This window comes from Luteibacter sp. 3190 (assembly GCF_031456385.1).
GTDB lineage: Bacteria > Pseudomonadota > Gammaproteobacteria > Xanthomonadales > Rhodanobacteraceae > Luteibacter.
In genome coordinates this window covers 132,229-155,547 of sequence record NZ_JAVDUO010000002.1, presented here as the reverse complement: position 1 = coordinate 155,547, position 23,319 = coordinate 132,229, and the positions used below count along the sequence as shown (strand labels likewise).

Here is a 23,319-nt window from a genome sequence, read left to right as displayed (position 1 = left end):
TCCACATGGCGCATGCGCTGCGTCTCGCCGCGCGGGGCATGCACACCACCCAGCCCAATCCGCGCGTCGGTTGCGTCATCGCTCGCGGTGAGACGGTACTGGGTACCGGCTGGCATCCGCGCGCGGGTCAGCCGCATGCGGAAATCTTCGCGTTGCGCGAGGCCGGCGAATCGGCGCGCGGCGCCACCGCCTACGTCACGCTCGAGCCCTGCGCCCACTTCGGCCGCACGCCGCCCTGCGCGGATGCGTTGATCGCCGCGGGCGTCGGTCGCGTCGTGATCGCGCACGAGGATCCGTTCGACAAGGTCGACGGTGCGGGCATCGCGAAACTGCGCGAGGCCGGTATCGGGGTGCAGGTCGGCCTGATGCGCGATCAGGCGCGTGAACTGAACATCGGTTTCTTCAGTCGCATCGAGCGCGGACGTCCCTGGGTTCGCGTGAAGCTCGCGATGAGCCTCGACGGGCGCACGGCGCTGGCCGATGGCTCGTCGAAGTGGATCACCGGTGAGCCCGCCCGTGCGGATGTGCAGCGCTGGCGCGCTCGCGCGTCCGCCATCCTCTCGGCCAGCGGTACCGTCCTCGCCGACGATCCGCGACTCACCGTGCGCCTGCCCGGCGACGAGCCGTTCGTGCCGCCGCTGCGCGCGATCCTCGACAGCCGTCTGCGCACGCCCGCCGGTGCGAACGTGCTCGACGGCGCGGCGCCGACCCTGCTGCTGCACGCGCCCGACGCCGTCGTGCCGGCGCATCTGAAAACCGTCGAGCGCAGCACGGTCCGCCGCGACGATCACGGCGGCCTCGACCTGCGCGCCGCGCTCCACACGCTCGCCCTGCGCGACGTCAACGAAGTGCACGTCGAGGCAGGCCCCGTCCTGTGCGGTGCCTTGCTGGCCGCCGGCCTGGCCGACGAGTTGCTCGTGTACGTCGCGCCGATCCTGCTCGGCAGCAGCGCCCGGCCGATGCTGACGCTGCCGCCGCTGGACGACATGGCGGCGCGCTGGAAGCTCGAGACCGTCGATCGCCGTCAGGTCGGCGACGACACGCGACTGCAGCTTCGGCCGCTGGCCCGGTGATTCCGGCGCGTCCGCTCGCGCAGGTCCGCTGGGGCATCGTCGGATGCGGGGCGGTCACCGAAGTGAAGAGCGGCCCCGCGTTCCAGAAGATCCCCGGCTCCTCGCTCGTGGCGGTCATGCGCCGCGATGGCGAGAAGGCGCGTGACTACGCGATGCGCCATGGCGTGCCGCGCTGGTACGACGATGCCGCCGCGTTGATCGCCGATCCGAAGGTCGACGCGATCTACGTCGCGACGCCACCTTCGAGCCATCGCGAGTACGCGCTGATGGCGATCGCCGCGGGCAAGCCGGTCTACGTCGAGAAGCCGATGGCGATCGATCACGCCGAATGCCAGGCCATCATCGATGCGGGCGAAGCGGCCGGCGTGCCCGTCTTCGTCGCCTATTACCGCCGCATGCTGCCGCGTTTCCGGCGCATCGCGGCGTTGCTCGCGGAGCATGCGATCGGCACGCCGCGCCTCGTCAACGTCCTGCTGCACCATCCCTTCGAAGCGCGTTATCGCGATCCGGCGAACCTGCCCTGGACCGTGCGCCCCGAGATCTCCGGCGGCGGCATCTTCGTCGACATCGGCTGCCACACCCTCGACATCCTCGACTTCCTGCTGGGGCCGATCGTCGACGCGCGCGGCATGGTCTCGAACCAGCTCGGCGCCTATCCCGCGGAGGACACGGTGGCGATGGCCTTCCGCTTCGACAGCGGCGTGCTCGGAACCGGGCTGTGGAACTTCGCGGCCGACCGTCGCGAGGATCGCGTCGAGATCGTCGGCGATCGCGGCCGCCTCGTCTTCGCCACGTTCGGCGACGGGCCGATCCGTGTCGAGACGGACGGTCGCGTGGACGACATCGTCGTCGCCAATCCCGAACACATCCAGCAGCCGCTGATCGCGTCCATCGTCGCGGAACTCACGGGGCAGGGTACCTGCCCCTCGACCGCGCGCACCGGTGCGCGCACCAGCTGGGTCATGGACCAGGTGCTGGGCCGCTTCGCGTAATCGCCGAGGAGCGCCTGCATGGCCGCGAGGCAGGCCGGGTGATGGCGCGTACCGCAGCGGCGCTCTGAGCTGTGCCGCCTACCGAAGGGTGGGAGCCGATCGCATCGGCGATCCCGCGATAGCGGGCAATCCTGAGGCGAGCACCCAATCGCCGATACGATCGGCTCCCACCTGTCGCGCCCCCTTTTTTTGGGTCCACGCCGCCCCCACTGGATCGGGTGCAAGGCGGGCACATGCTATCCTTGCGCCTCCACAGCGTCTTCAGGGCGGGGTGCGACTCCCCACCGGCGGTAGGTTCCGCGAGGAACGAGCCCGCGAGCGCTTCCGGCTCCGTCGGAAGGTCAGCAGATCCGGTCCGATGCCGGAGCCGACGGTCATAGTCCGGATGAAAGAAGACGGTCTCCGCACGCTCCGGCAGGGGCGCGCGCAGGCCATGCCTTGGGGCGTTTTTCGCTCACCACCGCGGGAAACGTTTCATGAAAACCGAAATGCGCGTCGCCTCCTTCCGGGGAGGTCGCTGACATGTTCACCGGCATCATCCAGGCCGTCGGCCGCATCGCGCGCCTCGAGCCGCGTGGCGGCGACGTCCGCCTCACCGTCGATACGTCGGGCCTCGACATGGCCGACGTCGCCCTCGGCGACAGCATCGCCGTCTCCGGCGTCTGCCTGACCGTGATCGACTTCGACGCCGCCAGCTTCGCGGCCGACGTCTCGAACGAAACCCTCGCTCATACCACGCTCGGCAGGCACAAGGCCGGCGATCCCGTGAACCTCGAGAAGGCCCTGCGCCTCGCCGATCGCCTCGGCGGGCACCTCGTGTCCGGCCATGTGGACGGCACCGGCAAGGTCGTCTCGGTGGTGCCCGATGGCCGCTCGTTGCGCTGGACCTTCGAAGTGCCTTCGGACCTGGCGCGCTACATCGCGCACAAGGGCTCCGTGTGCATCGACGGCACCAGCCTCACGGTCAATGAGGTCGAGGGCAACCGCTTCGGCGTCAACCTGATTCCGCACACGGTGGAGCACACCGCGTTCTCGGCGCGCCGCGCCGGCGACGCCGTGAACATCGAGGTCGACGTCGTGGCGCGCTATATCGAGCGCCTGCTCAGCAGCGGCGGCAGTCCGCGCCTCGACGAGGCCTTCCTCAAACAGCACGGCTTCGCCTGAGCGGATACGACCCATGCCCTTCAACACCATCCCCGAGATCCTCGAAGACCTGCGCCAGGGGCGCATGGTCGTGATCCTCGACGACGAAGACCGCGAGAACGAAGGCGACATCGTAATGGCCGCCGAGAAGGTGCGTCCGGAAGACGTCAACTTCATGGTCCGCGAGGCACGCGGCCTGATGTGCCTCACGCTGACCGAGCAGCGCACGCGCCAGCTGGGCCTGAAGCCCATGGTCAGCGACAACAATTCGCCGTACCACACCAATTTCACCGTCTCGATCGAGGCCGCCGAAGGCGTCACCACGGGCATCTCCGCGCACGATCGCGCGCGCACCGTGCAGGTGGCCGTGGCGAAGGACGCGAAGCCGGCGGACATCACCATGCCCGGGCATGTGTTCCCGCTGACCGCGCAGGCGGGCGGCGTGCTGACGCGTGCCGGCCACACGGAAGCGGGCTGCGACCTCGCGGCGCTGGCGGGCCTGGAGCCCGCGTCGGTGCTGATCGAGATCCTCCACGACGACGGCTCGATGGCGCGCCGCCCGGAGCTCGAAATCTTCGCCGCGAAGCACGGGCTGAAGATCGGCACGATCGCGGACCTGATCCGCTACCGGCTCGAAACCGAGAAGACCGTCGAGCGTGTGTTCGCCGACGACGTCGACACCGAGTTCGGTCGTTTCCGCCTCGTCGCCTTCCGCGACGCGATCCGCAACGGCCTGCATTTCGCGCTCACGCGCGGCGACATCGCCGACGGCGAGCCCGTGCTGACGCGCGTGCACGTGCGCAACACGCTCTCCGACGTGCTGCACCTGAAACGGGAAGACCTCGGCCAGACGGTGACCGACGCGTTGCGCCGTATCGACGCGGAGGATCGCGGCGTGCTGCTGGTGCTTTCCGGCGCCGATACGCCGGAAGCGCTGCTGGCGCGCCTGAAAGGCGACGCGGCGCCGATGCCTGCGCCGAAGGACGACCAGGAGTGGCGTCAGCTCGGTCTGGGCGCGCAGATCCTCGCGGAGCTGGGCGTCAGGCGCCTGCGCGTGATGGGTACGCCGCGCAAGTTCGTCGGCATCGCGGGCTTCGGGCTCGAGGTGGTCGAGCAGGCGGGGTGAGCCAGCGCACCTTCGGGTTGCCATCCTGGTCCCCAGCCTTTATTCCTTGACCATCGAAACACGGCTCAGCACGCAATGGCCTTTCGCTACGACATTCGCCTCATCGCACCCTCCGGCTATCCGCACATCCCCGAAGCCATGCAGCGCGGCATCGAACGACTCGAGGCCGCGGGCCACCGCGTCGACGGCGTCGAGGTCCTCGAACGGCGCGACCTCCGCTTCGCGGGCACCGATGCCGAGCGGGCGGCGGATATCAACGGCCTCGGCGACCCGCGGCGTCCGCTCCCGGACGTGGTGCTGGCCATCCGCGGCGGGTACGGCGCCCATCCGCTGCTGCCCTTGCTCGACTATGACGCGCTGGGCCAGCGCCTGCGCGGGGCGCCCGTCGCGCTGATCGGCCATAGCGACTTCACGGCGCTGCAGTGCGCGCTCTTCGCGCGCGCGGGAATCGTCACCTACGGTGGCCCCATGCTCGGCCCCGACTTCGGCGCCCCGGAACTGGACGCGTTCACCTGGGAACACCTGTGGCGCACGCTGCGTGACGACGAGGCCGTCGGCGAGTGGGAAGCGCCGGGCGCGGGCACCCTCGCGGCCGAAGGGACGCTCTGGGGCGGCAACCTCGCGATGCTCGCGGGCCTCGTCGGCTCGCCGTATTTTCCGGCCATCGACGGCGGCCTGCTGTTCGTCGAGGACATCGCCGAACCGCCGTACCGGGTGGAGCGCATGCTCTACCACCTGCTGCACGCCGGCGTGCTGGGCGCGCAGAAGGCGCTACTGGTGGGCGACTTCACCAGTTATCGGGTCGCCGAGTACGACAACGGCTACGACCTAGACACGGTGTTCGAGCGCATCGCCGCGGCGGCCGGCATCCCGGTCATCCGCGGTCTGCCGTTCGGGCACGGGCCGGCCAAGCTCACCCTGCCGTTCGGGGTCGCCGGGCGCCTGCAGGTCGCCGACGGTCGCGCGACCCTCCGATTCAGCGGCCACCCCCGGCCGAAAACCTCGTAAAATACCCGGTCGCGCGGCGACCATTCCGCCCAGGATTCCCCGAACATGAAGATCATCGAAGGCGATTTCGCCACCCCCAAGGGCCGTTTCGCCATCGTGGCCGGCCGTTTCAACGCGTTCGTCGTCGAACCGCTGGTCGAAGGCGCGCGCGACGCGCTCGTCCGCCACGGCGTGAAGGACGACGCGATCGACCTGATCCGCGTGCCGGGCGCGTGGGAGATCGCGCAGGCCGCTTATAAGGTCGCCAACACGGGCCAGTACGCCGCGGTGATCGGCCTCGGTGCCGTCATTCGTGGCTCGACGCCGCATTTCGACTACGTGGCCGGCGAAGCCGCCAAGGGCCTCGGCCAGGCCGCCTACGCCTCGGGCGTCCCGGTCTGCTTCGGCGTCCTGACGACCGACAGCATCGAGCAGGCGATCGAGCGTGCCGGCACCAAGGCGGGCAACAAGGGTGCCGACGCCGCGATGGTCGCCATCGAGATGACCAACCTCTACGCGAAGCTCGGCCAATGACCAGCACGCCTCCGCACGGCATCGATCTCGCCGCGCGCTCGCGCGCCCGCCGCCGCGCCCTGCAGGCCCTCTACGCCTGGCAGATCGGCGGCGCGAAGATGGGCAGCGTGATCGAGCAGTTCCGCCACGAGCAGGACATGGTCGTGGCCGATCTCGAGTACTTCGAGGACATCCTGCGCGGCGTCGAGAAGCACGTGAAGGAACTCGACGACGGCATCAAGCCGTTCGTCGACCGCGAAGTCGCGCAGATCGATCCGATCGAGCTCTCCGCCCTGCGCATGGGCGCGTACGAGCTGAAATACCGGCCGGACGTGCCATACCGCGTCGTGATCAACGAAGCGGTCGAAGCCACGAAGCGCTTCGGCGCCGACCATGGCCACAGCTATGTGAACGGCGTGCTCGACAAACTCGCGACGCACTGGCGTACGGCCGAGAAGCGATCCTGACCCCGGCGTCGCGATTCCCGCGCGCTTTCTCCTCCAAGGAAACCGCATGGAATTCGACCTGATCGACCGGATCCGCCGGCATACCGAAGTCCATCGCGACGACGTCGTCACCGGCATCGGTGACGACGCCGCGGTGGTCGCGGTACCGGCCGGCCGCGAACTGGCGATCGCCGTCGACACCCTCGTCGCCGGCGTGCATTTCCCGCACGGCACCGACCCGGCCGATATCGGCTGGAAGGCGCTCGCCGTGAATCTGTCCGATCTCGCCGCGATGGGCGCCACGCCCGCGTGGGCGCTGCTCGCCCTGTCGACGCCCGATGGCGACGAGGCGTTCTTCGACGGCCTCGCGCGCGGCTTCGCGGAACTGGCGACACCCTATCGGCTGGCGCTCATCGGCGGCGACACCACGCGTGGCCCGCTGACGGTCACGGTGGCCGTCCACGGCTTCAGCGCACCGGGCGAGGCGCTGCTGCGCTCGGGTGCCCGCGTGGGCGACGTCGTCATGGTCACCGGCACGCTCGGCGATGCCGCCGCGGGGCTGCGCTGCCTCGCCGAGGCCGACCCGGCACCCTATGCGTCGCTGATCGAACGCCTCAATCGGCCGACGCCGCGCGTCTCGGCGGGCCAGGCGTTGCGTGGCATCGCCACCGCCTGCATCGACATCTCGGACGGCCTCGTCGCCGACCTCGGCCACATCTGCGCCGCGAGCGGCGTGGGCGCGGATATCGACGCGCCGATGCTGCCGCGGTCGTCCGGCCTGCTTACCCATTTCGCCGACGTCGACGCGCTCGATTTCGCGCTGGGCGGTGGCGACGACTACGAGTTGTGCTTCACTGTCCCCGCGGATCGCGCGGGCGAGGTCGGTGCCACGCTCGCCCGCCTCGGCTGCGGAGCGACGCGCATCGGCCGCATCGTCGAGGGAGCGGGCGTGCGCGTGCTGGACGGCGACGGCGCGGCGTTCGAACCCACGCGTGCCGGCTGGAACCATTTCGTCGCATGAGCACGAAGTACGTCCTCGATCCGGCGGATCGGCGCCGCCTGCTCGCGACGCCCGAGGGCTGGCTCGCCACGGGATTCGGATCGGGTCTGACGCCGAAGGCGCAGGGCACGTTCGGCTCCCTCGCCGCGATCCTGCCGTGGCTCTTCCTGCGCGATCTCACCGTCATCGCCTGGCTGGGCGTGATCGTCGTCGCCTTCGCCATCGGCGTCGCGGCGTGCGACGCGGCGGGCCGGATCCTCGGCGTCGCGGATCACCGCAGCCTCGTCTGGGACGAATTCGTCGGCCAGTGGATCGCCCTGATGCCGGCGTTGCACGGTCCCTGGTGGTCGGTCGTTTTCGGGTTCGCGCTGTTCCGCCTGTTCGACGTCTGGAAGCCCTGGCCGATCGGCTGGTTCGACCGGCGCGTGAAGGGCGGCTTCGGCGTGATGCTCGACGATCTCATCGCGGGCGTCTTCGCCGCCGTCGTCCTGTTCCTGATCCTCCACTTCATCGCCTAGGAGTTTCCGCCATGGAATACCGTCGTCTCGGTTCGACCGGCCTCAAGGTCTCCGCGCTGTCCTACGGTGCCTGGGTGACGTTCGGTCGGCAGGTGGGCCGCTCGGAAGCGCGCGAGCTGATCGCGCTGGCCTACGACCATGGCGTGAACTTTTTCGACAACGCCGAGACGTACAACGCCGGCGACGCCGAGAGGCTGATGGGCGACGTGATCGCCGACCTGCGCCTGCCGCGCGAAGCTTACAGCGTTTCCAGCAAGGTGTACTTCGGTGCGACGACCGATCCGAAGCCGACGCAGCGGGGGCTGTCGCGCAAGCATGTGTTCGACGCCTGCCATCAGGCGTTGCAGCGACTGCGTGTCGATTACCTCGACATGTATTTCTGCCATCGCGCGGATCCGGAGACGCCGATCGAAGAGACCGTGCTGGCGATGGACGCGCTCGTGCGCCAGGGCAAGGTGATGTACTGGGGCACGAGCGAGTGGTCGGCCGAGCAGATCGAGGAAGCCCACCGCGTCGCGCGCGAGCGCAACCTGATCGCGCCGTCGATGGAACAGCCGCAGTACAACCTGCTGCACCGCGAACGCGTCGAGCGCGAATACGCGTCCCTGTACGAAACCTATGGCATGGGCACCACGATCTGGTCGCCGCTGGCCTCGGGCCTGCTCACCGGCAAGTACAACGATGGCGTGCCGGACGATTCGCGGCTGGGTCATCCGGATTACGCGTGGCTGCGCGACGCGTTGCTCGAAAACGATGGCGCGCGCCTGAAGGCCGTGCGGGCGCTGGCGCCTATCGCCGCCGACCTCGGCATGCCCCTTGCCCGCCTCGCACTCGCGTGGTGCCTGAAGAATCCGCACGTCTCCACGGTGATCCTCGGCGCGAGCCGCACCGCCCAGCTGGCGGAAAACCTCAAGGCGCTGGATGCCGTGCCGCTGCTGGACGCGGACACGATGCGGCGCATTGACGCCGCGTTGGGCTGATTGCGACCCGTCACCTCGCCGTGCACACCGGCGTGCGCCGGTGCGACGGTGCCTTGGTAGCACTCGTCACCCCGGCGAACGCCGGGGTCCACGTCCTCGGTCCACACACATGCGCGATCGCACCATCGGTTGCCCCGCCGTGGGCACCGGCGTGCGCCGGTGCGACGGTGCCTCTCCTTGGTCCACCGTGTACCTCAGGCGGTCAGATATCGCCGTAGATCGCCTGTAGCGCCGCGATCGCCGCGAGACCGGCCGTTTCGGTGCGCAGGATGCGTGGTCCGAGTCGAAGACCGTTGAAGCCGGACGCGGCGAGTGCCGAGCGGTCGCGCTCGCCGAAACCGCCTTCCGGGCCGATGGCGAGGATGGCGGCGTCCACGGTTCCGAGTTCCGACGGGCGCGTCGTGCCTTCCGGGAGGAGGGCGAGGCGCATCGGGCCGCCCTCGTCGAGCGATTTGAGCCACGTCGCCAGCGGGAGCGCCGGCTCCACCACCGGTACCGTCGCGCGTCCCGACTGCTCGCACGCGCTGGCGGCCACGGCGCGCCAGTGGATCAGGCGTTTCTCCGCGCGCGCCGCGTCGAGCTTCACTTCCGAGCGCTCGGTGACGATGGGCACGATCCGGGCGATGCCCAGCTCCGTCGCCTTCTGCACGATGAGGTCCATCTTCTCGCCGCGCGCCACGCCCTGTGCGAGCGTGAGGCGAAGGGGCGACTCGTTCGTCACTTCACGACCCACGCCGACCGAAGCCACGACCTCGCGCTTGCCGACGCTGGCGAGCGTGGCGTCGTATTCCATGCCATCGTGCCCGGAGAAAAGCACCACCGGCGCGCCCGCTTCCAGCCGCAGCACGCGTGCGACGTGCTCGCCGGCCTGGGAGGGCAGGGTGATGTCCGCGCCGCTCGCGAGCGGTGCGTCGACGTGGATGCGGATGGTGCGCATGGCGGAACCTTCTGTCACGGAACGTGCATTGTAGCCAGCGACTGCGGCCGTTATCGTCGGGCGGTGCGCCTGATGGAGTCCCCCATGCCGATCGTCTGGTACTTCGATTTCGTATCGCCGTTCGCGTGGCTGCAATGGCCTTCGGTCCGCGAGCTGGCCGCGACGCACGAGGTATCGCTGCGTCCGATCCTCTTCGGCGCGCTGCTGAAGCAGATGGACCACCGGGGCCCCGCCGAAATCCCGCGCAAGCGCGAATTCACGTACCGCTACGCGCACTGGCGTGCCCGGCAGGCGGGCATGCCGCTGACGTTTCCGCCGACCCATCCCTTCAATCCGCTGCCGGCCCTGCGTCTCGCGATCGCGGCGGGTACCACCATCGGGGCCGTCGGCGCGATCTTCGACTGGATCTGGGCGCATGGCCGCGCGGCCGACACGCCGGAGGCGATCGCACCCCTCGCGGCGTCGCTCGGCATCGACGATGTGCGCGGGGCGCTGTCGGCACCCGAGGTGAAGGCGGCGCTCCAGGCCAATTTCGAACACGCGATGCGCCAGCAGGTGTTCGGCGTGCCGACGCTTGCGATCGGCGAGGAGCTGTTCTGGGGCGCCGACGCGCACGCCTTCGCGCTGGATTACCTCGCCGACCCCGGCCAGTTCGACGAGGGCGAGATGGCGCGCCTCGGCACGCTACCCGTCGGACTCTCCCGACTCTAGGCCACCGCTCTCGCGATGCCCGCGATCGCCGTATCGACCATGAAGTCGATCTCGTCCTCCGTGACGACGTAAGGCGGCATGAAATAGACGATGTTGCCGAGCGGACGTAGCAGCGCGCCGTGCTCGAGGCCGTGGCGGTAGACGCGAAGACCGCGCCGGTCCGCGGCGGGGAACGGCGTGCGCGCGGCCTTGTCGGCGACGAGCTCGATGGCGGCGATCATGCCCGTCTGGCGCACGTCGCCGACGTGCGGATGATCCGCCAGTGGCGCGATGCGCGCGGCCATGTGCGCGGCGAGCGCGCGGTTGCGCTCCAGCACTGGGTCGTCGCGGAAGATCTTCAGCGTCGCCGTCGCCGCGCGGCAGGCGAGCGGGTTGCCGGTGTAGCTGTGCGAGTGCAGGAATGCCTTGCCGGCTGCGTATTCGGCGTAGAAGGCCTGGTAGACATCCTGCGTCGTCAGGACCGCCGAGAGCGGGAGGAATCCACCCGTGAGCCCCTTCGACAGGCACATGAAGTCGGGCGAGACGCCGGCCTGCTCGCATGCGAACAGGGTGCCCGTGCGGCCGAAGCCCACGGCGATCTCGTCGGCGATGAAGTGCACGCCGAACTCGTCGCAGAGCGCGCGCAGGCCGGTGAGATACGACGCGTCGTACATGCGCATCCCGCCCGCGCACTGCACCAGCGGCTCGACGATGACGGCGCAGGTCTCATGCGCGTGGCGCTCCAGGATCGCGCGCATCTCGCCGAGGCGCCGCGCGGCGATCTCGCTCGGCGATTCGCCGGGTTCGCCTTCGTACGTGTCCGGCGAGGGCGCGAGTTCCGGCGTGAGCAGCAGCGGAGCGTAGGTCTTGCGGTAGAGCGCCACGTCGCTGACGGAGAGCGCGCCCAGCGTCTCGCCGTGGTAGCTGCCAGTGAGCGCGATGAAGCGGGTCTTCTCGCCATGGCCGCGATTGAGCCAGTAATGGAAGCTCATCTTCAGCGCGACCTCGATGGCCGCGGAGCCGTTGTCGGCGAGGAACACGCGCTCGAGGCCGGGCGGCGTGATGCGCACGAGTTCCTCGGCGAGTTCGACGGCGGGCTCGTGGGTGAACCCCGCGAAGATCACGTGCTCCAGGCGGTCGAGCTGGTCCTTGAGCGCCGCGCCGATCCGGGGTTCGGCGTGACCGAAGAGGTTCGTCCACCACGAGCTCACGGCGTCGAGGTAGCGCTTGCCGTCGGCGCCCACCAGCCACGCCCCTTCGCCGCGCACCACGGGTACCATGGGCAGGGTTTCGTGGTCGTGCATCTGGGTGCACGGGTGCCAGAGGACGGAGAGGTCGCGGGCGACGAAGGCGTCGCTCGCCGGGGACGTGAAAAGGGCATCGGTCATCCGCCCATGATCGCCCCGCGTTCTTCCGTGCTCAAGTCGAGAGGTGAGGTGATGGTTTGAGAGGGTTTCGTTGGTTCGCCGCGATCGTCGTGCTCCTCGTGGCCGCCGCGGGTGTCTTCTACTGGTTCCTGCCGGCCGGGATCGCGGTGCCGCTGCTGGCGCGCAAGGCGCCTGGCCTGGTGCTGGGCGACCTCTCCGGTACGCTGTGGGACGGCCGCGCGGGCCGCGTGGCCACGGCCGACGGGCGGGAACTCGGTGCCGCGACCTGGCGTCTCGGGCGTGACGCGATCCTGGGCCGCATCCACCTCGATCTTCACCTTGACGGCCGCGCCGGCCGGTTCGACGGCCACCTCGACCGCACCGGACCGGACGTCGTGACATGGTCCGCCGTCGATTTCCGCCTCGACGCGGCGGCGGTGGCCGGCGCCATGTTGCCGGCCGGCACGGTGCCCGCGGGTGTGGTCGAAGGGCGTGTGCCCCGCGCCGAGCTGCAGGGCAACTGGCCGGTCGCGCTGGACGCGGACGTCGCGTGGCGCAAGGCGTCCGTGCGCACGCCCGAAGGGGACGTGACGCTGGGTGGCATCGCCCTGAAGGCGAACGTCGCCTCGGGCGTCATGCGCGCCACCGTGGGCGACGATGGCTCCGGCTCGCTGGCCGTGGACGCGGTGCTCGCCGCGTCGCCCCTCGGCTGGCGGATGGAAGGAAAGCTCGTCCCCCGCGTGTCCGACAGCGCGCTGACGCGCCTGATCGCCCGTTTCGGCCCCGTGGCCCGGGACGGTTCCGTCAACCTGCAACGCAAGGCGGGCCTCGCGCCCCGGATCGAGCCATGACCGACATTCTCGACAAGGCGCTGGGCGCCGCGCGCGACGCGGCCGGTACGGCCGCGGAGATCATCCTGCATTACTGGCGCGCCGGCGTGGACGTGATCGTCAAGGGCGACGACACGCCCGTGACCGTCGCGGACCGCGAAGCCGAACTCGCGATCCGCGGCATCCTCTCCGCCGCTCTGCCCGAGGCGGGCATCTACGGCGAGGAGTACGGCGCGGACGATACCTCGCGCGAGTACCTGTGGCTGGTCGATCCGCTCGACGGCACCAAGAGCTTCGTGCGCAGGACGCCGTTCTTCTCCACGCAGATCGCGCTGATGCATCGCGGCGAGCTCGTGCTCGGCGTGTCGTCGGCGCCGGTTTACGGCGAACGCATGTGGGCCGTGCGGGGGCGCGGCGCCTACTTCGACGGCGAACGCGTCCAGGTCGCCTCCACGGCGGCGATGCGCGACGCGTCGATCTCCACCGGCAACGTGAAAACGCTGACCGGCGACGCGCGCTGGAACGCGCTCGGCGCCATGATCCGCGACAGCAACCGCATTCGCGGTTACGGCGATTTCTGCCACTACCACCTGCTGGCGCGCGGCGGCCTCGACCTCGTGGTGGAATCCGACGTGAGCATCCTCGACGTGGCGGCGCTCGCGGTCATCGTGCGCGAGGCGGGCGGCGTCTTCACCGACATCCACGGCGGGGCACCGACCCTCGAATCGCGCAGCGTGCTCGCCGGAACCCCGGCCATCCACGCGGAAGCGCTCGCGAGGCTGACCGGCGCTACAATCGACCGATGAACAAACGACCGACGATCCTCGCGACGCGCGACGCGCCCGACAGTGCCCTCCGCAAGGCCGAAGAGGTCGACCTGGAGTTCTCGAACGGCGAGCGCCGCACGTACCAGCGGCTGAAGGGCAGCGGGTTCGGCGCGGTGCTGATCGTCGCGATGCGCGACCCGGAAACGGTGCTGCTGGTGCGCGAATACGGCGTGGGCGTCGATCGCTACGAGCTGGGCGTGCCGAAAGGCCGCCTCGACCGCGACGAGACGGCCGAGCAGGGCGCGGATCGCGAACTGAAGGAAGAAGTCGGCTACGGCGCGCGCAAGCTGAAGATCCTCGGCACGCTGTCGATGTCGCCCTCGTACATGACCCATCTCGCGCACGTCGTGCTGGCGGAGGATCTCTACCCGGAGCGGCTGCAGGGGGACGAGCCGGAAGAGCTCGAAGTGGTGCCCTGGCGCATCGACAACCTGCACGAACTGATCGCCCGCGACGACGTCACGGAAGGCCGCTCCATCGCGGCGCTGTTCATGGCTCGCGAGTATCTCGCCGGCCGCTACCGCCCCGCGTGAGCGTGCCGCTCGACCAGTGGCTCGATCCCGTCTGCGCGATCGCGCGCCGTGCGGCCGACGCGATCCTCGCCGTCTACGCGCAGGACTTCGAGGTGATCTGCAAGGAGGACGATTCGCCGGTCACCGCCGCCGATCTCGCCGCCCAGCGGGTCATCGAGGAAGGCCTGCACGCCCTCGCGCCGGGCATTCCCGTGATCTCCGAGGAAGCCCTCGCGGCGCCGTGGTCCGAGCGGCGCACGTGGCGCCGGCACTGGCTGGTGGATCCCCTCGACGGCACGCGCGAGTTCGTCAAGCGCAACGGGGAATTCACCGTGAACATCGCGCTCATCGAGGATCACCGAAGCGTGCTCGGCGTGGTGCTCGCACCCGTCACCGGCGATCTGTACGCCGCCACGCGTGGCGCGGGCGCCTGGCGCCAGCGCATGCCCGAAGGTCCACGCGAGCGCCTCGCCACGCGACGTGCCGACGGTCTGCTGATGGTGACGGGCAGCCGTTCCTACGGCACGGGTCGCACGATGGCGCTGCTCGACCGGCTCGGCGAGCATGAAACCTTCGCGCTGGGCTCGTCGCTGAAATTCTGCGTGATCGCCCGCGGCGAGGCCGACATCTACCTGCGCCTCGGCGCGACGTCCGAATGGGACACCGCGGCGGCGCAGTGCGTGCTCGAAGAAGCCGGCGGCGCGGTGCTGGATCTCGCGGGGCGTCCGTTCCGTTACAACACGCGCGATTCGCTCATCAATCCGGAATTCATCGCCTGCGGCGACACGACGGTGGACTGGGCCGCGCGCCTCATCGATCCCGAGGACGACGCGTGACGCGCCACGTCGAGGAACTGATCGCGATCATGGCCCGTCTGCGCGATCCGGTGAACGGATGCCCGTGGGACGTTCGCCAGTCCTTCGCCACCATCGCGCCCTATACGATCGAGGAAGCGTACGAAGTCGCCGACGCCATCGATCGCGGCGACATGCACGACCTGCGCGACGAGCTCGGCGACCTGCTGCTGCAGGTGGTGTTCCACGCGCGCATGGCGGAAGAGGCCGGCGATTTCGCGTTCGGCGACGTCGTGGCCGCGATCTGCGACAAGATGGAGCGGCGCCATCCGCACGTGTTCGGCGACGTCACGCACGAGAGCGACGCGGCGCGTTCGCGCGACTGGGATCGCCTGAAAGCCGAGGAGCGCGCCGCGAAGGGCGGCGAAGATACCAGCGCCCTGGCCGGTATTTCGCGCGGCCTGCCGGAATGGCAGCGCGCGGTGAAGCTGCAGAAGCGCGCGGCCAACGTCGGTTTCGACTGGCCGGACCACCGGCCGGTGCTCGACAAGATTGCCGAAGAGATCGAGGAAGTGCGGCACGAGTTCGATCACGGCGCCGACGAGGAACGCCTCGCGGACGAGATCGGCGACGTCCTTTTCGTCGCGGCGAATCTCGCGCGGCATGCGAAGGTGGACGTATCGCGCGCGCTGCGCGGCGCCAATGCGAAGTTCGAACGTCGCTTCCGCGCGATGGAGGCGATCGCGGCGTCCGAAGGACGCGAACTGTCGTCGTATTCGCTCGAAGCGCAGGAGGCGCTGTGGGTGCGCGTGAAGCGCGAGGGTGCGTGACATCGCCGATGCGATCGGCTCTCGCCGTTCGGTCGGCTGGATGAAAGAACGGGGCCCGAAGGCCCCGTTCCTGTCACGCCTTACTTGCTGGACGTGCCGCCCGCCGAAGCGCGCTGCTGCATCCGCTGCCTGAAGGCTTCCATCTCCTGGTGACGCTTCTGATCCTGGGCGAGGCTCTCGTCCAGGCTCTTGCGCATCGTCGCGATCGCCGCGTCGACGTTCTGCGGCTGCATCTGCGCGCGTGCCAGGTGGCGATAGGCATAGTCGCGGACCTTCGGGTTCTGCGACTTGGCCAGCACCTCGTTGTAGAGCGCCGGCAGTTCCTTGCTGCGGCCGCTCGTCACGTACAGGCGCTCCAGGGCGCGAAGATCGCCGATCACGCCGCCGCGCTCGCCGTCGCGGCCGTGGCGGGCCCAGCCGCCGTGGTCGCCACGACCGTGGTCGCGGTCGCCGTGGCCCCACTTCGGGCCCTGCTGCGGCGGTGCCGGCTGGCTGGAGCGCGCCGTCGGCGCGGCGGGGGCCTGCGGGGCGGCATCCTGCGCATACGCGAAGGCGGCCGAGCCGGCGAGGAGGAGGAAAGCGGCACTGGCGAGAAGGGTCTTGCGTTGCATAGGGTGTCTCCCGGTTGGACTTGCACCGGGAAAAACGTGCCGGCCCGGACGCGGTTGACGACGCCGTTGCCATCCGCTCAGCTTCGTGAGGACGTGCGGTTGCAACCTTTTCCTGCGTAGCGGCATCCATCACCGGCACACCGCCTTCCACGATAGGGGATCACCCAATGCGTTCTCTGCTTCTCGCTTCGCTCCTGCTGCTGCCCGCCGTCGCCATGGCCGACGAGCCGCCGTGCCAGTTTTCCGCCGACCGCAACCTCGACCTGGACCTGCGCGACGTCCGCTCGGTCCGCTTCGCCGTCAACAGCAACGACCTGCACGTGACCGGTGGCGCGGCGTCCGGCAAGGGCACCGTACGTGGCAAAGCCTGCGCGTCCGACCAGGAGGCGCTCGGCGATCTGGTCGTGACGCAGAGCAAGGAGGGCGATGCGCTGATCGTCGAACTGACGAACAAGCACAACGGCTGGTCCGGCTTCGGCGACCACTACGCGAATCTCCGCGTGGAGGCGAGCGTGCCGGCGAACATGCCCGTCTACGTGCGCGTGGGATCGGGCGACGCGAAAGCCCGCGGTGTGCAGCTGGCGGAAGCCAGCGTCGGATCGGGCGACTTCGAGGCGCGCGACACCACCGGTTCCTTCCGCGGCAAGGTCGGGTCGGGCGACATGACGCTCGAGGGTTCCGGCCCGGTCCAGATCGATACCATCGGCTCGGGCGATTTCGCCGCCCGTCGCGTCAACGGCGACGTACGCATCGGTTCGGTCGGGTCGGGCGAGGCGAAGCTCGCCGACGTCACGGGCAACGTCGAGGTCGGCACGGTCGGCTCCGGCGACGTGGACGTCGACGGCGTGCGCGGCAACTTCACGGTGCGCAGCCTGGGCAGCGGCGACATCGACCAGAAGGGCGTGACGGGCCGCGTCGACATTCCGAAGGAGCGTTAACGAGCCGCGCCGTTCGACGAAATCTGCATCCTCGTGACGCTATGATCCGCCATCCCCCGGCAGGATCCGTTCGATGACGTGGTTGCCCGATTCGCTGCGTCACCTGCGCCGCGACCTTCTGTTCCTCGTGCTGCTCGGCCTCGCGATCGTCTTCGCGATCGCGTTGCCGGGCCGGCTGCGCGAGTGGCCCGGCCTCGTGGACTGGCCGACCATCGGCGCCCTGACCGGCCTGCTCGTGCTGACCAAGGGTGTGGAAAGCAGCGGCGCGCTGGACATCGCGGGCCGCTGGCTGATCGATCGCACGTCGACGCGACGCGTCGCGGCGCTCGGCCTCGTCGCCGCGACGGCGCTGCTGTCGATGCTGCTCACGAACGATGTCGCGCTGTTCGTGATGGTGCCGCTGACCTTGAGCATGTGCCGTATCGCGCGCATGCCCGCGACGCGGCTCGTCGTCTTCGAGGCGCTCGCGGTGAACGCCGGCTCGATGCTCACGCCGATCGGCAATCCGCAGAACCTGTTCCTCTGGCAGCAGTGGAACAACGGGTTCGGCGCGTTCGTCTGGACGATGCTCCCGCTGTCCGGGATCGCGCTGGCGTTGCTACTGGCGCTGACCGCGGTGGCGTTTCCGTCGTCGCCGCTTGAAGTGCACGAACGCGCCGACGACGGCGTGGATCGCACCATGCTTCTCGCGGCCGCCGTGCTCTACATACCCTTCATCCTGCTCGCGGACCTGCGCCACGTGGGCTGGGGACTGGCCGGCGTGCTGGCCGTCTTCCTCGTGCTGCGTCGGCGCGTCGTCGCCAGCATCGACTGGGGCCTGCTGCTGACCTTCGTCCTCATGTTCATCGACCTGCGCCTGCTCGCGGGCCTCGACGCCGTGCGCTCGTTCGTGGCCGGCCTGGGGCTGGACCAGGCGACGCACCTCTACGCCACCGGTGCGCTGGCGTCGCAGGCCGTGAGCAACGTGCCCGCGGCGATCCTGCTCGCGGAGTATTCGCACGACTGGCGCGTGATCGCGTTCGGCGTGAACGTGGGCGGCTTCGGCCTTCTGCTGGGATCGCTCGCGAACCTCATCGCCCTGCGGCTGCTCGGCGAGCGCAAGGCGTATGGCAGCTTCCACCTGTGGTCGCTGCCGTTCTTCGCGGTGATGGGGCTCGTCGGCTGGCTCCTGCTGTAGGAGCGCTCAGGCCTTGCGCGTGCCCTGCGCGCCGGTGTTGCTGTTGCCGCGGTCGTACGCCTTGATGAAGTCGCGCACGTCCGGGTAGACGATGTCGCGCCAGCGGCGGCCGCTGAAGATGCCGTAATGCCCGGCGCCTTCGACCGTGATGTGCTTGCGACGCTTCTTCGCGATGCCCTTGCACAGGCCGTGCGCCGCTTCGGTCTGGCCCGGACCCGAGATGTCGTCGAGCTCGCCTTCGATGGTGAGGAGCGCGGTGTCCTTGATCTTCGCCGGCTGCACCAGCTCGCCGTGGACTTCCCACGTGCCCTTGGGCAGGCGGTGTTCCTGGAACACGGTTTCGATCGTGTCGAGGTAGTACTCGGCGGGCATGTCGAGCACCGCGTTGTACTCGTCGTAGAACTTGCGATGCGCTTCGGCGTCGTCGAGGTCGCCCTTGCGCAGGTTCTCGTAGAAATCCCAATGCGACATCACGTGGCGGCTGGGATTCATCGCCAGGAAGCCCGCATGCTGCAGGAAGCCCGGATACACGTCGCGGCCGGCGCCGGGATACTGGTACGGCACCTTGTGGATCAGCTGGTTGCGGAACCACGACAGCGGGCGCGTGGTCGCGAGGTTGTCCACGCTGGTGGGGCTCTTGCGCGTGTCGATCGGGCCGCCCATCAGCGTGAGCGTGGCGGGCGTGGTCTCGCCGCGCGCCGCCATCAGCGACACGGCGGCGAGCACCGGCACGGTCGGCTGGCAGACCGACACCACGTGCGCGCGATGCGCGCCCACGTGGCGGATGAATTCCTCGATGTACGACACGTAGTCGGCGAGCGAGAACGAGCCTTCGTCCAGCGGAATCATGCGCGCGTCGACCCAGTCGGTGATGTACACCTTGTGGTCGCGCAGCAGCGTGCGGACGGTGTCGCGCAGCAGCGTGGAGTGGTGCCCGGACAGCGGCGCCACCACGAGGACGGCCGGGTCGTTCTTCATCCGGTCGACGGTGGCCTGGTCGTCGGAGAAGCGCTTGAAGCGCTTCAGCGTGCAGAACGGCTTGGCCATGGAGACCTGCTCGACGATCGCGACGTCATGCCCGTGCGCATGGACGCTGTGGATGTCGAAGGCCGGCTTCTCGTACGCCTTGCCGAGCCGGTACATGAGTTCGTAGCCGGCGGCGGCTCGGTCGGCACCCGGGACGCGGGCGAAAGGGCTGGCGATATCGCCGAACATCTTCGCCCCGGCCTCGGCCCAGTACGACAGCGGGCTGAGCATGGAGCGTTGCCATTCGTGCATCAGATAGAGCATGCCGCGTGCTTCCGGGGACGGGAAAGGTGGCGCATCATAACCAGTTGCGCCGCGCCATGTGTAAAGCCCCTGTTTTTGCTCGATTTAGGTTCCGGTCTTGCGGCAGACCAGCAGTACCTCGTCGACCCCGGGGCCCGGCGCGAAGCCGGGTGTGAAGGTCAACGGCTTCTGGAAACGGACCCCGAGCGGCATGAACACCCGGTTGTACCACCACATCGCGCGCGCCCGCTGGTGCGTGAGGAAATACTGGCCGAGGTCGAGCAGCCGGGAGGATTTCGGCTGCATGCCGTACACGGCGCTGCGCTCGATGACGAACCCGTGGCGGGCCAGCAGGTCGCGGATCGCCTCCGGCTCGTACCGGCGGTAGTGCCCGACGAATTCGTCGAAGGCGGTCCAGGCGTTCGGGTCCAGCGGCACGGATAGCAGCAGCCGCGCATCCGGTTCGGCGACACGGGAAAGTTCGCCCAGCGCGCCTTCGTCGTCCACGACGTGTTCGAGGATGTCGAACGCGCACACGAAGTCGAACGACGCGTCGCGAAACGGCAGGGCGCCGATCATCGCGTTGGCGACGCGCGCGCCGTGCCGGCCGAGTTCGGCGAGCGCGGGCAGGCTCAGATCGACGAACTGCGTGCCGGGGAGGGGCAGGCGGGGACGCAGGCCGGGCGCGACCTCCAGCCGGCGCGACGTTTGCGCGGCGATCTCCGCCACCAGCGGCCAGGTGTTGAAGCGCTCCGGCGAGAACAGCTTCGCGTCCGACCACAGCGCGTCGTAGAAGCGCTTGTTGCTGCCGATGAGGTCGGCGTCGGTCCGCGGCGCGGGCTTCTCCGAGGTGAACGATGCGATGGTCATGCGATACCTCGGGTGGATGGGCCGGACTAACGCAGTCGCGCCAGCTCGCGCAGCAGGGGAAGCCGGCGGACGCGGACCGCGGTGGCGCGGAACACGGCGTTGGCGAGCGCGGGAGCCGCCGAGGGTACACCGACGACGCTCGCACCGGACGGATCCGCGGCGGACGACACGATCACCGTCTCGACCTCGTACGGCAGGGGCGCCGTCGAGGCGATGGGGTAGTCGCGGAATCCGGTCTGCTGCACCTTACCGTCCTTCACCGTGATGGCGAGGTTGAGGGCGGTGGACAGCGCATCCATGGTGGCGCCCTGTAGCTGGGCTTCGAGGCCCAGCGGATTGATCGCGCGTCCCACGTCGGCGACGCACACGACCCGACGGATGTCGATGCCGTCGTTGGTCGGCGCGACCTCGACGGCATGCGCCACGTAGGCGCCGAACACGTAGGCGCAGGCGATGCCCAGGCCGTTCTCGCTGCGCAGCCAGCGGCTCCAGTCGAGTTTGTCTGCCGCGAGACGCAGCACGTTGGCCATGCGTGCCGTATCGATCGGGCCGCCGCGGCCGCCGTAGGGTAGCTGGCGTGGATCGCCGAGCAGCGCGAGGCGGAAGTCGAGCGGGTTGGCCTTCACCGCGTGCGCGAGTTCGTCGATGAAGCTCTCGCTGGCGAACGTCGGCGTGACGTGCGGCGAACCGCGCCACTCGCCGCGCTGGAGCTTCGACGGCAACGGATACCAGTCGCTGCGGAAGTTCGGCACGAGCCCCGCGGGCAGGGCGTCGGCGACGAGCTCCGACTGCCACAGGCGGTTTTCCGGCGTGCCGCGCCCCGCGAGCGCCGACGGGCTCGCCATGCGCTGGTGCCAGCCCGCGATGGCCTTCTTGCGATCGAGCGACGCGTTGAGGCGGTGCACGGCCATCGGGCGGTAGTAGTCGCGCGCCAGGTCGTCGTCGCGTGTCCAGAGTACTTTCACCGGGCGGTTGCGGATCTCGTCGGGCTTCTTCGCCAGCGCGATCGCCATGGCCTCCGCGACGTAGTCGGCTTCGAGCCTGCGCCCGAAACCGCCGCCGCCGCGCGGCACCTGGATGTCGATCTGTTCCGGGCGGAACCCGGTCATCCGCTGCACCACCGCGTAGACCTGGCGCGGCGACTGCGTCGCGGCGATCACGGTCACGCTGGTGTCGGGGTCGAGGCGCACCACACAGTTGGGCGTCTCCGCCGTCGCATGCGCGATCCACGGCTGGAAGTACGTGGCTTCCAGCGCGCGGGCCGCTTTCTTGCGCGCGGCGAGGACATCGCCGTCATTGCGCACGGTGCTCGGCACGACCGCTTCGTCGGCGAACGCCTCGAGTGCCTTCTGCTCGAGCGCGGACGTCGCGGGTTCCGGCTCGTCGCCGGCTTTCCAGGTCGCCTTCAGCGCGGCGCGTCCGGACAGCGCGGACCAGGTGTCGCGGGCCAGCACCGCGAGGGCGGGGGCCTGCGCCGCGAGTCCGGCCGGTTGCCCCGCTTCCGGCGTGATGTCGATGACGTCGTAGACGCCCGGGATCTTCTTCGCGGCCTCGCGATCGGCGCCGTCGAGCGTGCCGCCGGGATACGGGCAGCGCGCGAGCACGGCGATCACCGGGTCGCCGATCGTCTCGTCGAACGCGTAGCGCAGCGTGCCCGTGACGGCGGCACGCGCGTCGACGTCGCCGGCCGGCTGGCCGACGAGGCGGTAACGATCGGACGACTTCAGCGGCGGTGGCGTGGACGGCGCGTCGATGGTCGCGGCCGTCGACGCGAGGTCGGCGTAGGAAAGGCGGCGGCCGTCGGCGGTGATGGCGAAGCCGTTTTCGCCACGCAGCTGGTCGGCCGGCAGGCCGAGCCGGCGCGCGGCGGCCTGCAGCAGGAGCCAGCGACCGAGGGCGCCGGCCTGGCGCAGGTCGGCCCAGGCGGCCGGGATGCTGGTGGCGTCGCCGCTGCGCTGGCGGCCGTAGGTGAAATTCGGCTGGCCATTGCCCGGCGTGATGCCCAGGCCGAGCGGTTCGACGATCACTTGCGACCAGTCGGCGTCGAGTTCCTCGGCGATGATGCGGGCCAGGGAAGTAGCGGTGCCCTCGCCGTTGTCGGGATCGCGCACGCCGATGTAGATGCGCCCGTCCGCGGCGATGCGCAGGTAGGGGCCCACCTGGGACCACGCGTCGCCGAGCAGTCCGAGCGGCGGCGGACGATCCACCGCGCCGACCGTGCCGACGCCGATGACGAGCGCGCCGGCGGTGCCGGCGGCGTACTTGAGGAAACGGCGGCGCGAGAGACGGACCTCGCCGCTCATGCCTTCGGTTCCTTCATGGCGGAGGCGGCGCGCTTGATTGCCTTGCGGATGCGGCCATAGCTGCCGCAGCGGCACAGGTTTCCGATCCGGTCGATGTCGGCGTCCGAGGGGTTCTTCTGGCGCGAGAGCAGGTCGACGGCGGCCATGATCTGGCCGGGCTGGCAGAAGCCGCACAGGATGGCGTCCTCGTCGATCCACGCCTGCTGCACCGGGTGCAGGGTGCCGTCGGCGGCGGCGAGGCCCTCGACGGTGGTGACGCGCTTGCCGGGCAGTTTTTCCATCTTGGTCTGGCAGGCGGCGACCGCCTTGCCGTCGACGATGACGGTGCAGAAGCCGCAGTCGCCCTGGTCGCAACCGTATTTCGCGCCGGTGAGGCGCAGGACGTCGCGCAGGTACCACAGCAGCGGCATGTCCTTCGCGCCGGTGTGCCGGTAGCGTTTGCCGTTGACGATCAGGTCGATACCTTCACGTACCGCGTTGGGCGCCGGCTGACTGGCGTCCTGGCGGGTCGGGGCGGGTACGGGCGACGTCGGGCCTTGCTGTGCCATCTGCTTTCCTCAGCTGAACCGGGTCATTGTGGCATCCG

General features: G+C 69.6%; 25 protein-coding genes and 1 riboswitch. Of the genes, 18 read left to right on the top strand and 7 right to left on the bottom strand.

Annotated features, from left to right (window positions below; genetic code table 11):
• The first annotated feature begins 5 nt into the window (after positions 1-5).
• The 10 genes from ribD to J2X58_RS10580 all read left to right on the top strand — a co-directional run bounded on the left by ribD (position 6) and on the right by J2X58_RS10580 (position 8,778).
• Positions 6-1,073 carry a bifunctional diaminohydroxyphosphoribosylaminopyrimidine deaminase/5-amino-6-(5-phosphoribosylamino)uracil reductase RibD gene (gene ribD / locus J2X58_RS10625; protein ID WP_310048664.1) on the top strand — a complete coding sequence of 356 codons (1,068 nt, stop codon included), beginning with the start codon at positions 6-8 and terminating at the stop codon, positions 1,071-1,073.
• On the top strand, positions 1,073-2,065 hold the full coding sequence (locus J2X58_RS10620) for a Gfo/Idh/MocA family oxidoreductase (protein WP_310048663.1): 993 nt from the start codon (positions 1,073-1,075) through the stop codon (positions 2,063-2,065). Before ribD ends, J2X58_RS10620 begins: the two co-directional genes overlap by 1 nt.
• Positions 2,066-2,318: 253 nt before the next feature.
• A riboswitch (FMN riboswitch) is annotated at positions 2,319-2,466 on the top strand.
• Between the two features lie 121 nt (positions 2,467-2,587).
• Positions 2,588-3,229 (top strand): riboflavin synthase, encoded by a 642-nt coding sequence (locus tag J2X58_RS10615; RefSeq protein WP_090056936.1) that lies wholly within the window; start codon positions 2,588-2,590, stop codon positions 3,227-3,229.
• A 13-nt stretch (positions 3,230-3,242) separates the two neighbouring features.
• Positions 3,243-4,334: a bifunctional 3,4-dihydroxy-2-butanone-4-phosphate synthase/GTP cyclohydrolase II gene (ribBA, locus tag J2X58_RS10610; protein ID WP_090180153.1), complete on the top strand. Its 1,092-nt coding sequence runs from the start codon at positions 3,243-3,245 to the stop codon at positions 4,332-4,334.
• Between the two features lie 75 nt (positions 4,335-4,409).
• Positions 4,410-5,342, top strand: a complete 933-nt coding sequence (gene ldcA / locus J2X58_RS10605) for a muramoyltetrapeptide carboxypeptidase (RefSeq protein ID WP_310048106.1) — start codon at positions 4,410-4,412, stop codon at positions 5,340-5,342.
• Positions 5,343-5,387: 45 nt separating this feature from the next.
• Complete coding sequence (ribE, locus tag J2X58_RS10600) at positions 5,388-5,855, top strand: 6,7-dimethyl-8-ribityllumazine synthase (protein WP_310048105.1); 468 nt, start codon at positions 5,388-5,390, stop codon at positions 5,853-5,855.
• The gene (gene nusB / locus J2X58_RS10595) at positions 5,852-6,301 is read left to right on the top strand and encodes a transcription antitermination factor NusB (protein ID WP_090056944.1); all 450 of its coding nucleotides are present in this window, start codon (positions 5,852-5,854) and stop codon (positions 6,299-6,301) included. Before ribE ends, nusB begins: the two co-directional genes overlap by 4 nt.
• A 46-nt stretch (positions 6,302-6,347) precedes the next feature.
• The gene (gene thiL, locus J2X58_RS10590; RefSeq protein WP_310048104.1) at positions 6,348-7,301 is read left to right on the top strand and encodes a thiamine-phosphate kinase; all 954 of its coding nucleotides are present in this window, start codon (positions 6,348-6,350) and stop codon (positions 7,299-7,301) included.
• On the top strand, positions 7,298-7,798 hold the full coding sequence (locus J2X58_RS10585) for a phosphatidylglycerophosphatase A (protein ID WP_310048103.1): 501 nt from the start codon (positions 7,298-7,300) through the stop codon (positions 7,796-7,798). Before thiL ends, J2X58_RS10585 begins: the two co-directional genes overlap by 4 nt.
• 11 nt (positions 7,799-7,809) lie before the next feature.
• Positions 7,810-8,778, top strand: a complete 969-nt coding sequence (locus J2X58_RS10580) for an aldo/keto reductase (RefSeq protein ID WP_310048102.1) — start codon at positions 7,810-7,812, stop codon at positions 8,776-8,778.
• 202 nt (positions 8,779-8,980) lie between these two features.
• Here J2X58_RS10580 and J2X58_RS10575 read toward each other — a convergent pair whose 3' ends face one another.
• Positions 8,981-9,715, bottom strand: a complete 735-nt coding sequence (locus J2X58_RS10575) for a 16S rRNA (uracil(1498)-N(3))-methyltransferase (protein WP_310048101.1) — start codon at positions 9,713-9,715, stop codon at positions 8,981-8,983.
• An 84-nt stretch (positions 9,716-9,799) separates the two neighbouring features.
• Here J2X58_RS10575 and J2X58_RS10570 point away from each other — a divergent pair, with 84 nt between their 5' ends.
• Positions 9,800-10,426: a 2-hydroxychromene-2-carboxylate isomerase gene (locus J2X58_RS10570; RefSeq protein WP_310048099.1), complete on the top strand. Its 627-nt coding sequence runs from the start codon at positions 9,800-9,802 to the stop codon at positions 10,424-10,426.
• Here J2X58_RS10570 and J2X58_RS10565 read toward each other — a convergent pair.
• Positions 10,423-11,793, bottom strand: a complete 1,371-nt coding sequence (locus J2X58_RS10565) for an adenosylmethionine--8-amino-7-oxononanoate transaminase (RefSeq protein WP_310048098.1) — start codon at positions 11,791-11,793, stop codon at positions 10,423-10,425. The two genes, J2X58_RS10570 and J2X58_RS10565, sit on opposite strands and share 4 nt — an antisense overlap.
• 56 nt (positions 11,794-11,849) lie before the next feature.
• On the opposite strand from J2X58_RS10565, the gene gspN reads away from it, so the two are divergent.
• From gspN to mazG, 5 genes are read left to right on the top strand one after another with little or no spacing between them, the layout of a single operon-like run.
• Positions 11,850-12,623: a type II secretion system protein N gene (gene gspN / locus J2X58_RS10560; RefSeq protein WP_090180130.1), complete on the top strand. Its 774-nt coding sequence runs from the start codon at positions 11,850-11,852 to the stop codon at positions 12,621-12,623.
• Positions 12,620-13,408, top strand: coding sequence for an inositol monophosphatase family protein (locus J2X58_RS10555; RefSeq protein ID WP_310048096.1), 789 nt, complete (start codon positions 12,620-12,622; stop codon positions 13,406-13,408). The genes gspN and J2X58_RS10555 overlap by 4 nt, the downstream gene beginning before the upstream one ends.
• Positions 13,405-13,962, top strand: a complete 558-nt coding sequence (nudE, locus tag J2X58_RS10550) for an ADP compounds hydrolase NudE (protein WP_090056962.1) — start codon at positions 13,405-13,407, stop codon at positions 13,960-13,962. Before J2X58_RS10555 ends, nudE begins: the two co-directional genes overlap by 4 nt.
• Positions 13,959-14,777 carry a 3'(2'),5'-bisphosphate nucleotidase CysQ gene (cysQ, locus tag J2X58_RS10545; RefSeq protein ID WP_310048093.1) on the top strand — a complete coding sequence of 273 codons (819 nt, stop codon included), beginning with the start codon at positions 13,959-13,961 and terminating at the stop codon, positions 14,775-14,777. The genes nudE and cysQ overlap by 4 nt, the downstream gene beginning before the upstream one ends.
• The gene (gene mazG / locus J2X58_RS10540; RefSeq protein ID WP_255364587.1) at positions 14,774-15,565 is read left to right on the top strand and encodes a nucleoside triphosphate pyrophosphohydrolase; all 792 of its coding nucleotides are present in this window, start codon (positions 14,774-14,776) and stop codon (positions 15,563-15,565) included. The genes cysQ and mazG overlap by 4 nt, the downstream gene beginning before the upstream one ends.
• An 80-nt stretch (positions 15,566-15,645) precedes the next feature.
• On the opposite strand, the gene J2X58_RS10535 is transcribed toward mazG, so the two are convergent.
• Positions 15,646-16,176, bottom strand: a complete 531-nt coding sequence (locus J2X58_RS10535) for a hypothetical protein (RefSeq protein WP_310048091.1) — start codon at positions 16,174-16,176, stop codon at positions 15,646-15,648.
• A gap of 167 nt (positions 16,177-16,343) precedes the next feature.
• Between J2X58_RS10535 and J2X58_RS10530 the strand changes: the two genes are divergently transcribed.
• Entirely contained in the window at positions 16,344-17,114 is a 771-nt protein-coding gene (locus J2X58_RS10530; RefSeq protein ID WP_310048090.1) for a hypothetical protein, read from the top strand.
• A 73-nt stretch (positions 17,115-17,187) separates the two neighbouring features.
• Entirely contained in the window at positions 17,188-18,291 is a 1,104-nt protein-coding gene (locus J2X58_RS10525) for an SLC13 family permease (RefSeq protein WP_310048089.1), read from the top strand.
• Between the two features lie 6 nt (positions 18,292-18,297).
• On the opposite strand, the gene phaZ is transcribed toward J2X58_RS10525, so the two are convergent.
• The 4 genes from phaZ to J2X58_RS10505 form a co-directional block, all read right to left on the bottom strand.
• Positions 18,298-19,581, bottom strand: coding sequence for a polyhydroxyalkanoate depolymerase (phaZ, locus tag J2X58_RS10520; RefSeq protein ID WP_090056972.1), 1,284 nt, complete (start codon positions 19,579-19,581; stop codon positions 18,298-18,300).
• Between the two features lie 84 nt (positions 19,582-19,665).
• A complete protein-coding gene (locus J2X58_RS10515; protein WP_310048088.1) occupies positions 19,666-20,430 on the bottom strand; it encodes a methyltransferase domain-containing protein in 765 nt (254 codons plus the stop codon).
• A 26-nt stretch (positions 20,431-20,456) separates the two neighbouring features.
• A complete protein-coding gene (locus J2X58_RS10510; RefSeq protein WP_310048086.1) occupies positions 20,457-22,733 on the bottom strand; it encodes a molybdopterin cofactor-binding domain-containing protein in 2,277 nt (758 codons plus the stop codon).
• A complete protein-coding gene (locus tag J2X58_RS10505) occupies positions 22,730-23,281 on the bottom strand; it encodes a (2Fe-2S)-binding protein (protein WP_090056979.1) in 552 nt (183 codons plus the stop codon). Before J2X58_RS10505 ends, J2X58_RS10510 begins: the two co-directional genes overlap by 4 nt.
• Between the last annotated feature and the right edge of the window lie 38 nt (positions 23,282-23,319).

Coding starts and splice junctions, on each gene's coding strand:
- ldcA (WP_310048106.1), top strand. CDS start 4,410: ATGGCCTTTCGCTACGACATTCGCCTCATCGCACCCTCCGGCTATCCG.
- ribE (WP_310048105.1), top strand. CDS start 5,388: ATGAAGATCATCGAAGGCGATTTCGCCACCCCCAAGGGCCGTTTCGCC.
- J2X58_RS10515 (WP_310048088.1), bottom strand. CDS start 20,430: ATGACCATCGCATCGTTCACCTCGGAGAAGCCCGCGCCGCGGACCGAC.
- nudE (WP_090056962.1), top strand. CDS start 13,405: ATGAACAAACGACCGACGATCCTCGCGACGCGCGACGCGCCCGACAGT.
- J2X58_RS10580 (WP_310048102.1), top strand. CDS start 7,810: ATGGAATACCGTCGTCTCGGTTCGACCGGCCTCAAGGTCTCCGCGCTG.
- J2X58_RS10555 (WP_310048096.1), top strand. CDS start 12,620: ATGACCGACATTCTCGACAAGGCGCTGGGCGCCGCGCGCGACGCGGCC.
- J2X58_RS10505 (WP_090056979.1), bottom strand. CDS start 23,281: ATGGCACAGCAAGGCCCGACGTCGCCCGTACCCGCCCCGACCCGCCAG.
- phaZ (WP_090056972.1), bottom strand. CDS start 19,581: ATGCTCTATCTGATGCACGAATGGCAACGCTCCATGCTCAGCCCGCTG.
- nusB (WP_090056944.1), top strand. CDS start 5,852: ATGACCAGCACGCCTCCGCACGGCATCGATCTCGCCGCGCGCTCGCGC.
- J2X58_RS10510 (WP_310048086.1), bottom strand. CDS start 22,733: ATGAGCGGCGAGGTCCGTCTCTCGCGCCGCCGTTTCCTCAAGTACGCC.
- J2X58_RS10525 (WP_310048089.1), top strand. CDS start 17,188: ATGACGTGGTTGCCCGATTCGCTGCGTCACCTGCGCCGCGACCTTCTG.
- J2X58_RS10570 (WP_310048099.1), top strand. CDS start 9,800: ATGCCGATCGTCTGGTACTTCGATTTCGTATCGCCGTTCGCGTGGCTG.
- J2X58_RS10575 (WP_310048101.1), bottom strand. CDS start 9,715: ATGCGCACCATCCGCATCCACGTCGACGCACCGCTCGCGAGCGGCGCG.
- J2X58_RS10530 (WP_310048090.1), top strand. CDS start 16,344: ATGCGTTCTCTGCTTCTCGCTTCGCTCCTGCTGCTGCCCGCCGTCGCC.
- J2X58_RS10585 (WP_310048103.1), top strand. CDS start 7,298: ATGAGCACGAAGTACGTCCTCGATCCGGCGGATCGGCGCCGCCTGCTC.
- thiL (WP_310048104.1), top strand. CDS start 6,348: ATGGAATTCGACCTGATCGACCGGATCCGCCGGCATACCGAAGTCCAT.
- ribD (WP_310048664.1), top strand. CDS start 6: ATGGCGCATGCGCTGCGTCTCGCCGCGCGGGGCATGCACACCACCCAG.
- J2X58_RS10615 (WP_090056936.1), top strand. CDS start 2,588: ATGTTCACCGGCATCATCCAGGCCGTCGGCCGCATCGCGCGCCTCGAG.
- ribBA (WP_090180153.1), top strand. CDS start 3,243: ATGCCCTTCAACACCATCCCCGAGATCCTCGAAGACCTGCGCCAGGGG.
- J2X58_RS10535 (WP_310048091.1), bottom strand. CDS start 16,176: ATGCAACGCAAGACCCTTCTCGCCAGTGCCGCTTTCCTCCTCCTCGCC.
- J2X58_RS10565 (WP_310048098.1), bottom strand. CDS start 11,793: ATGACCGATGCCCTTTTCACGTCCCCGGCGAGCGACGCCTTCGTCGCC.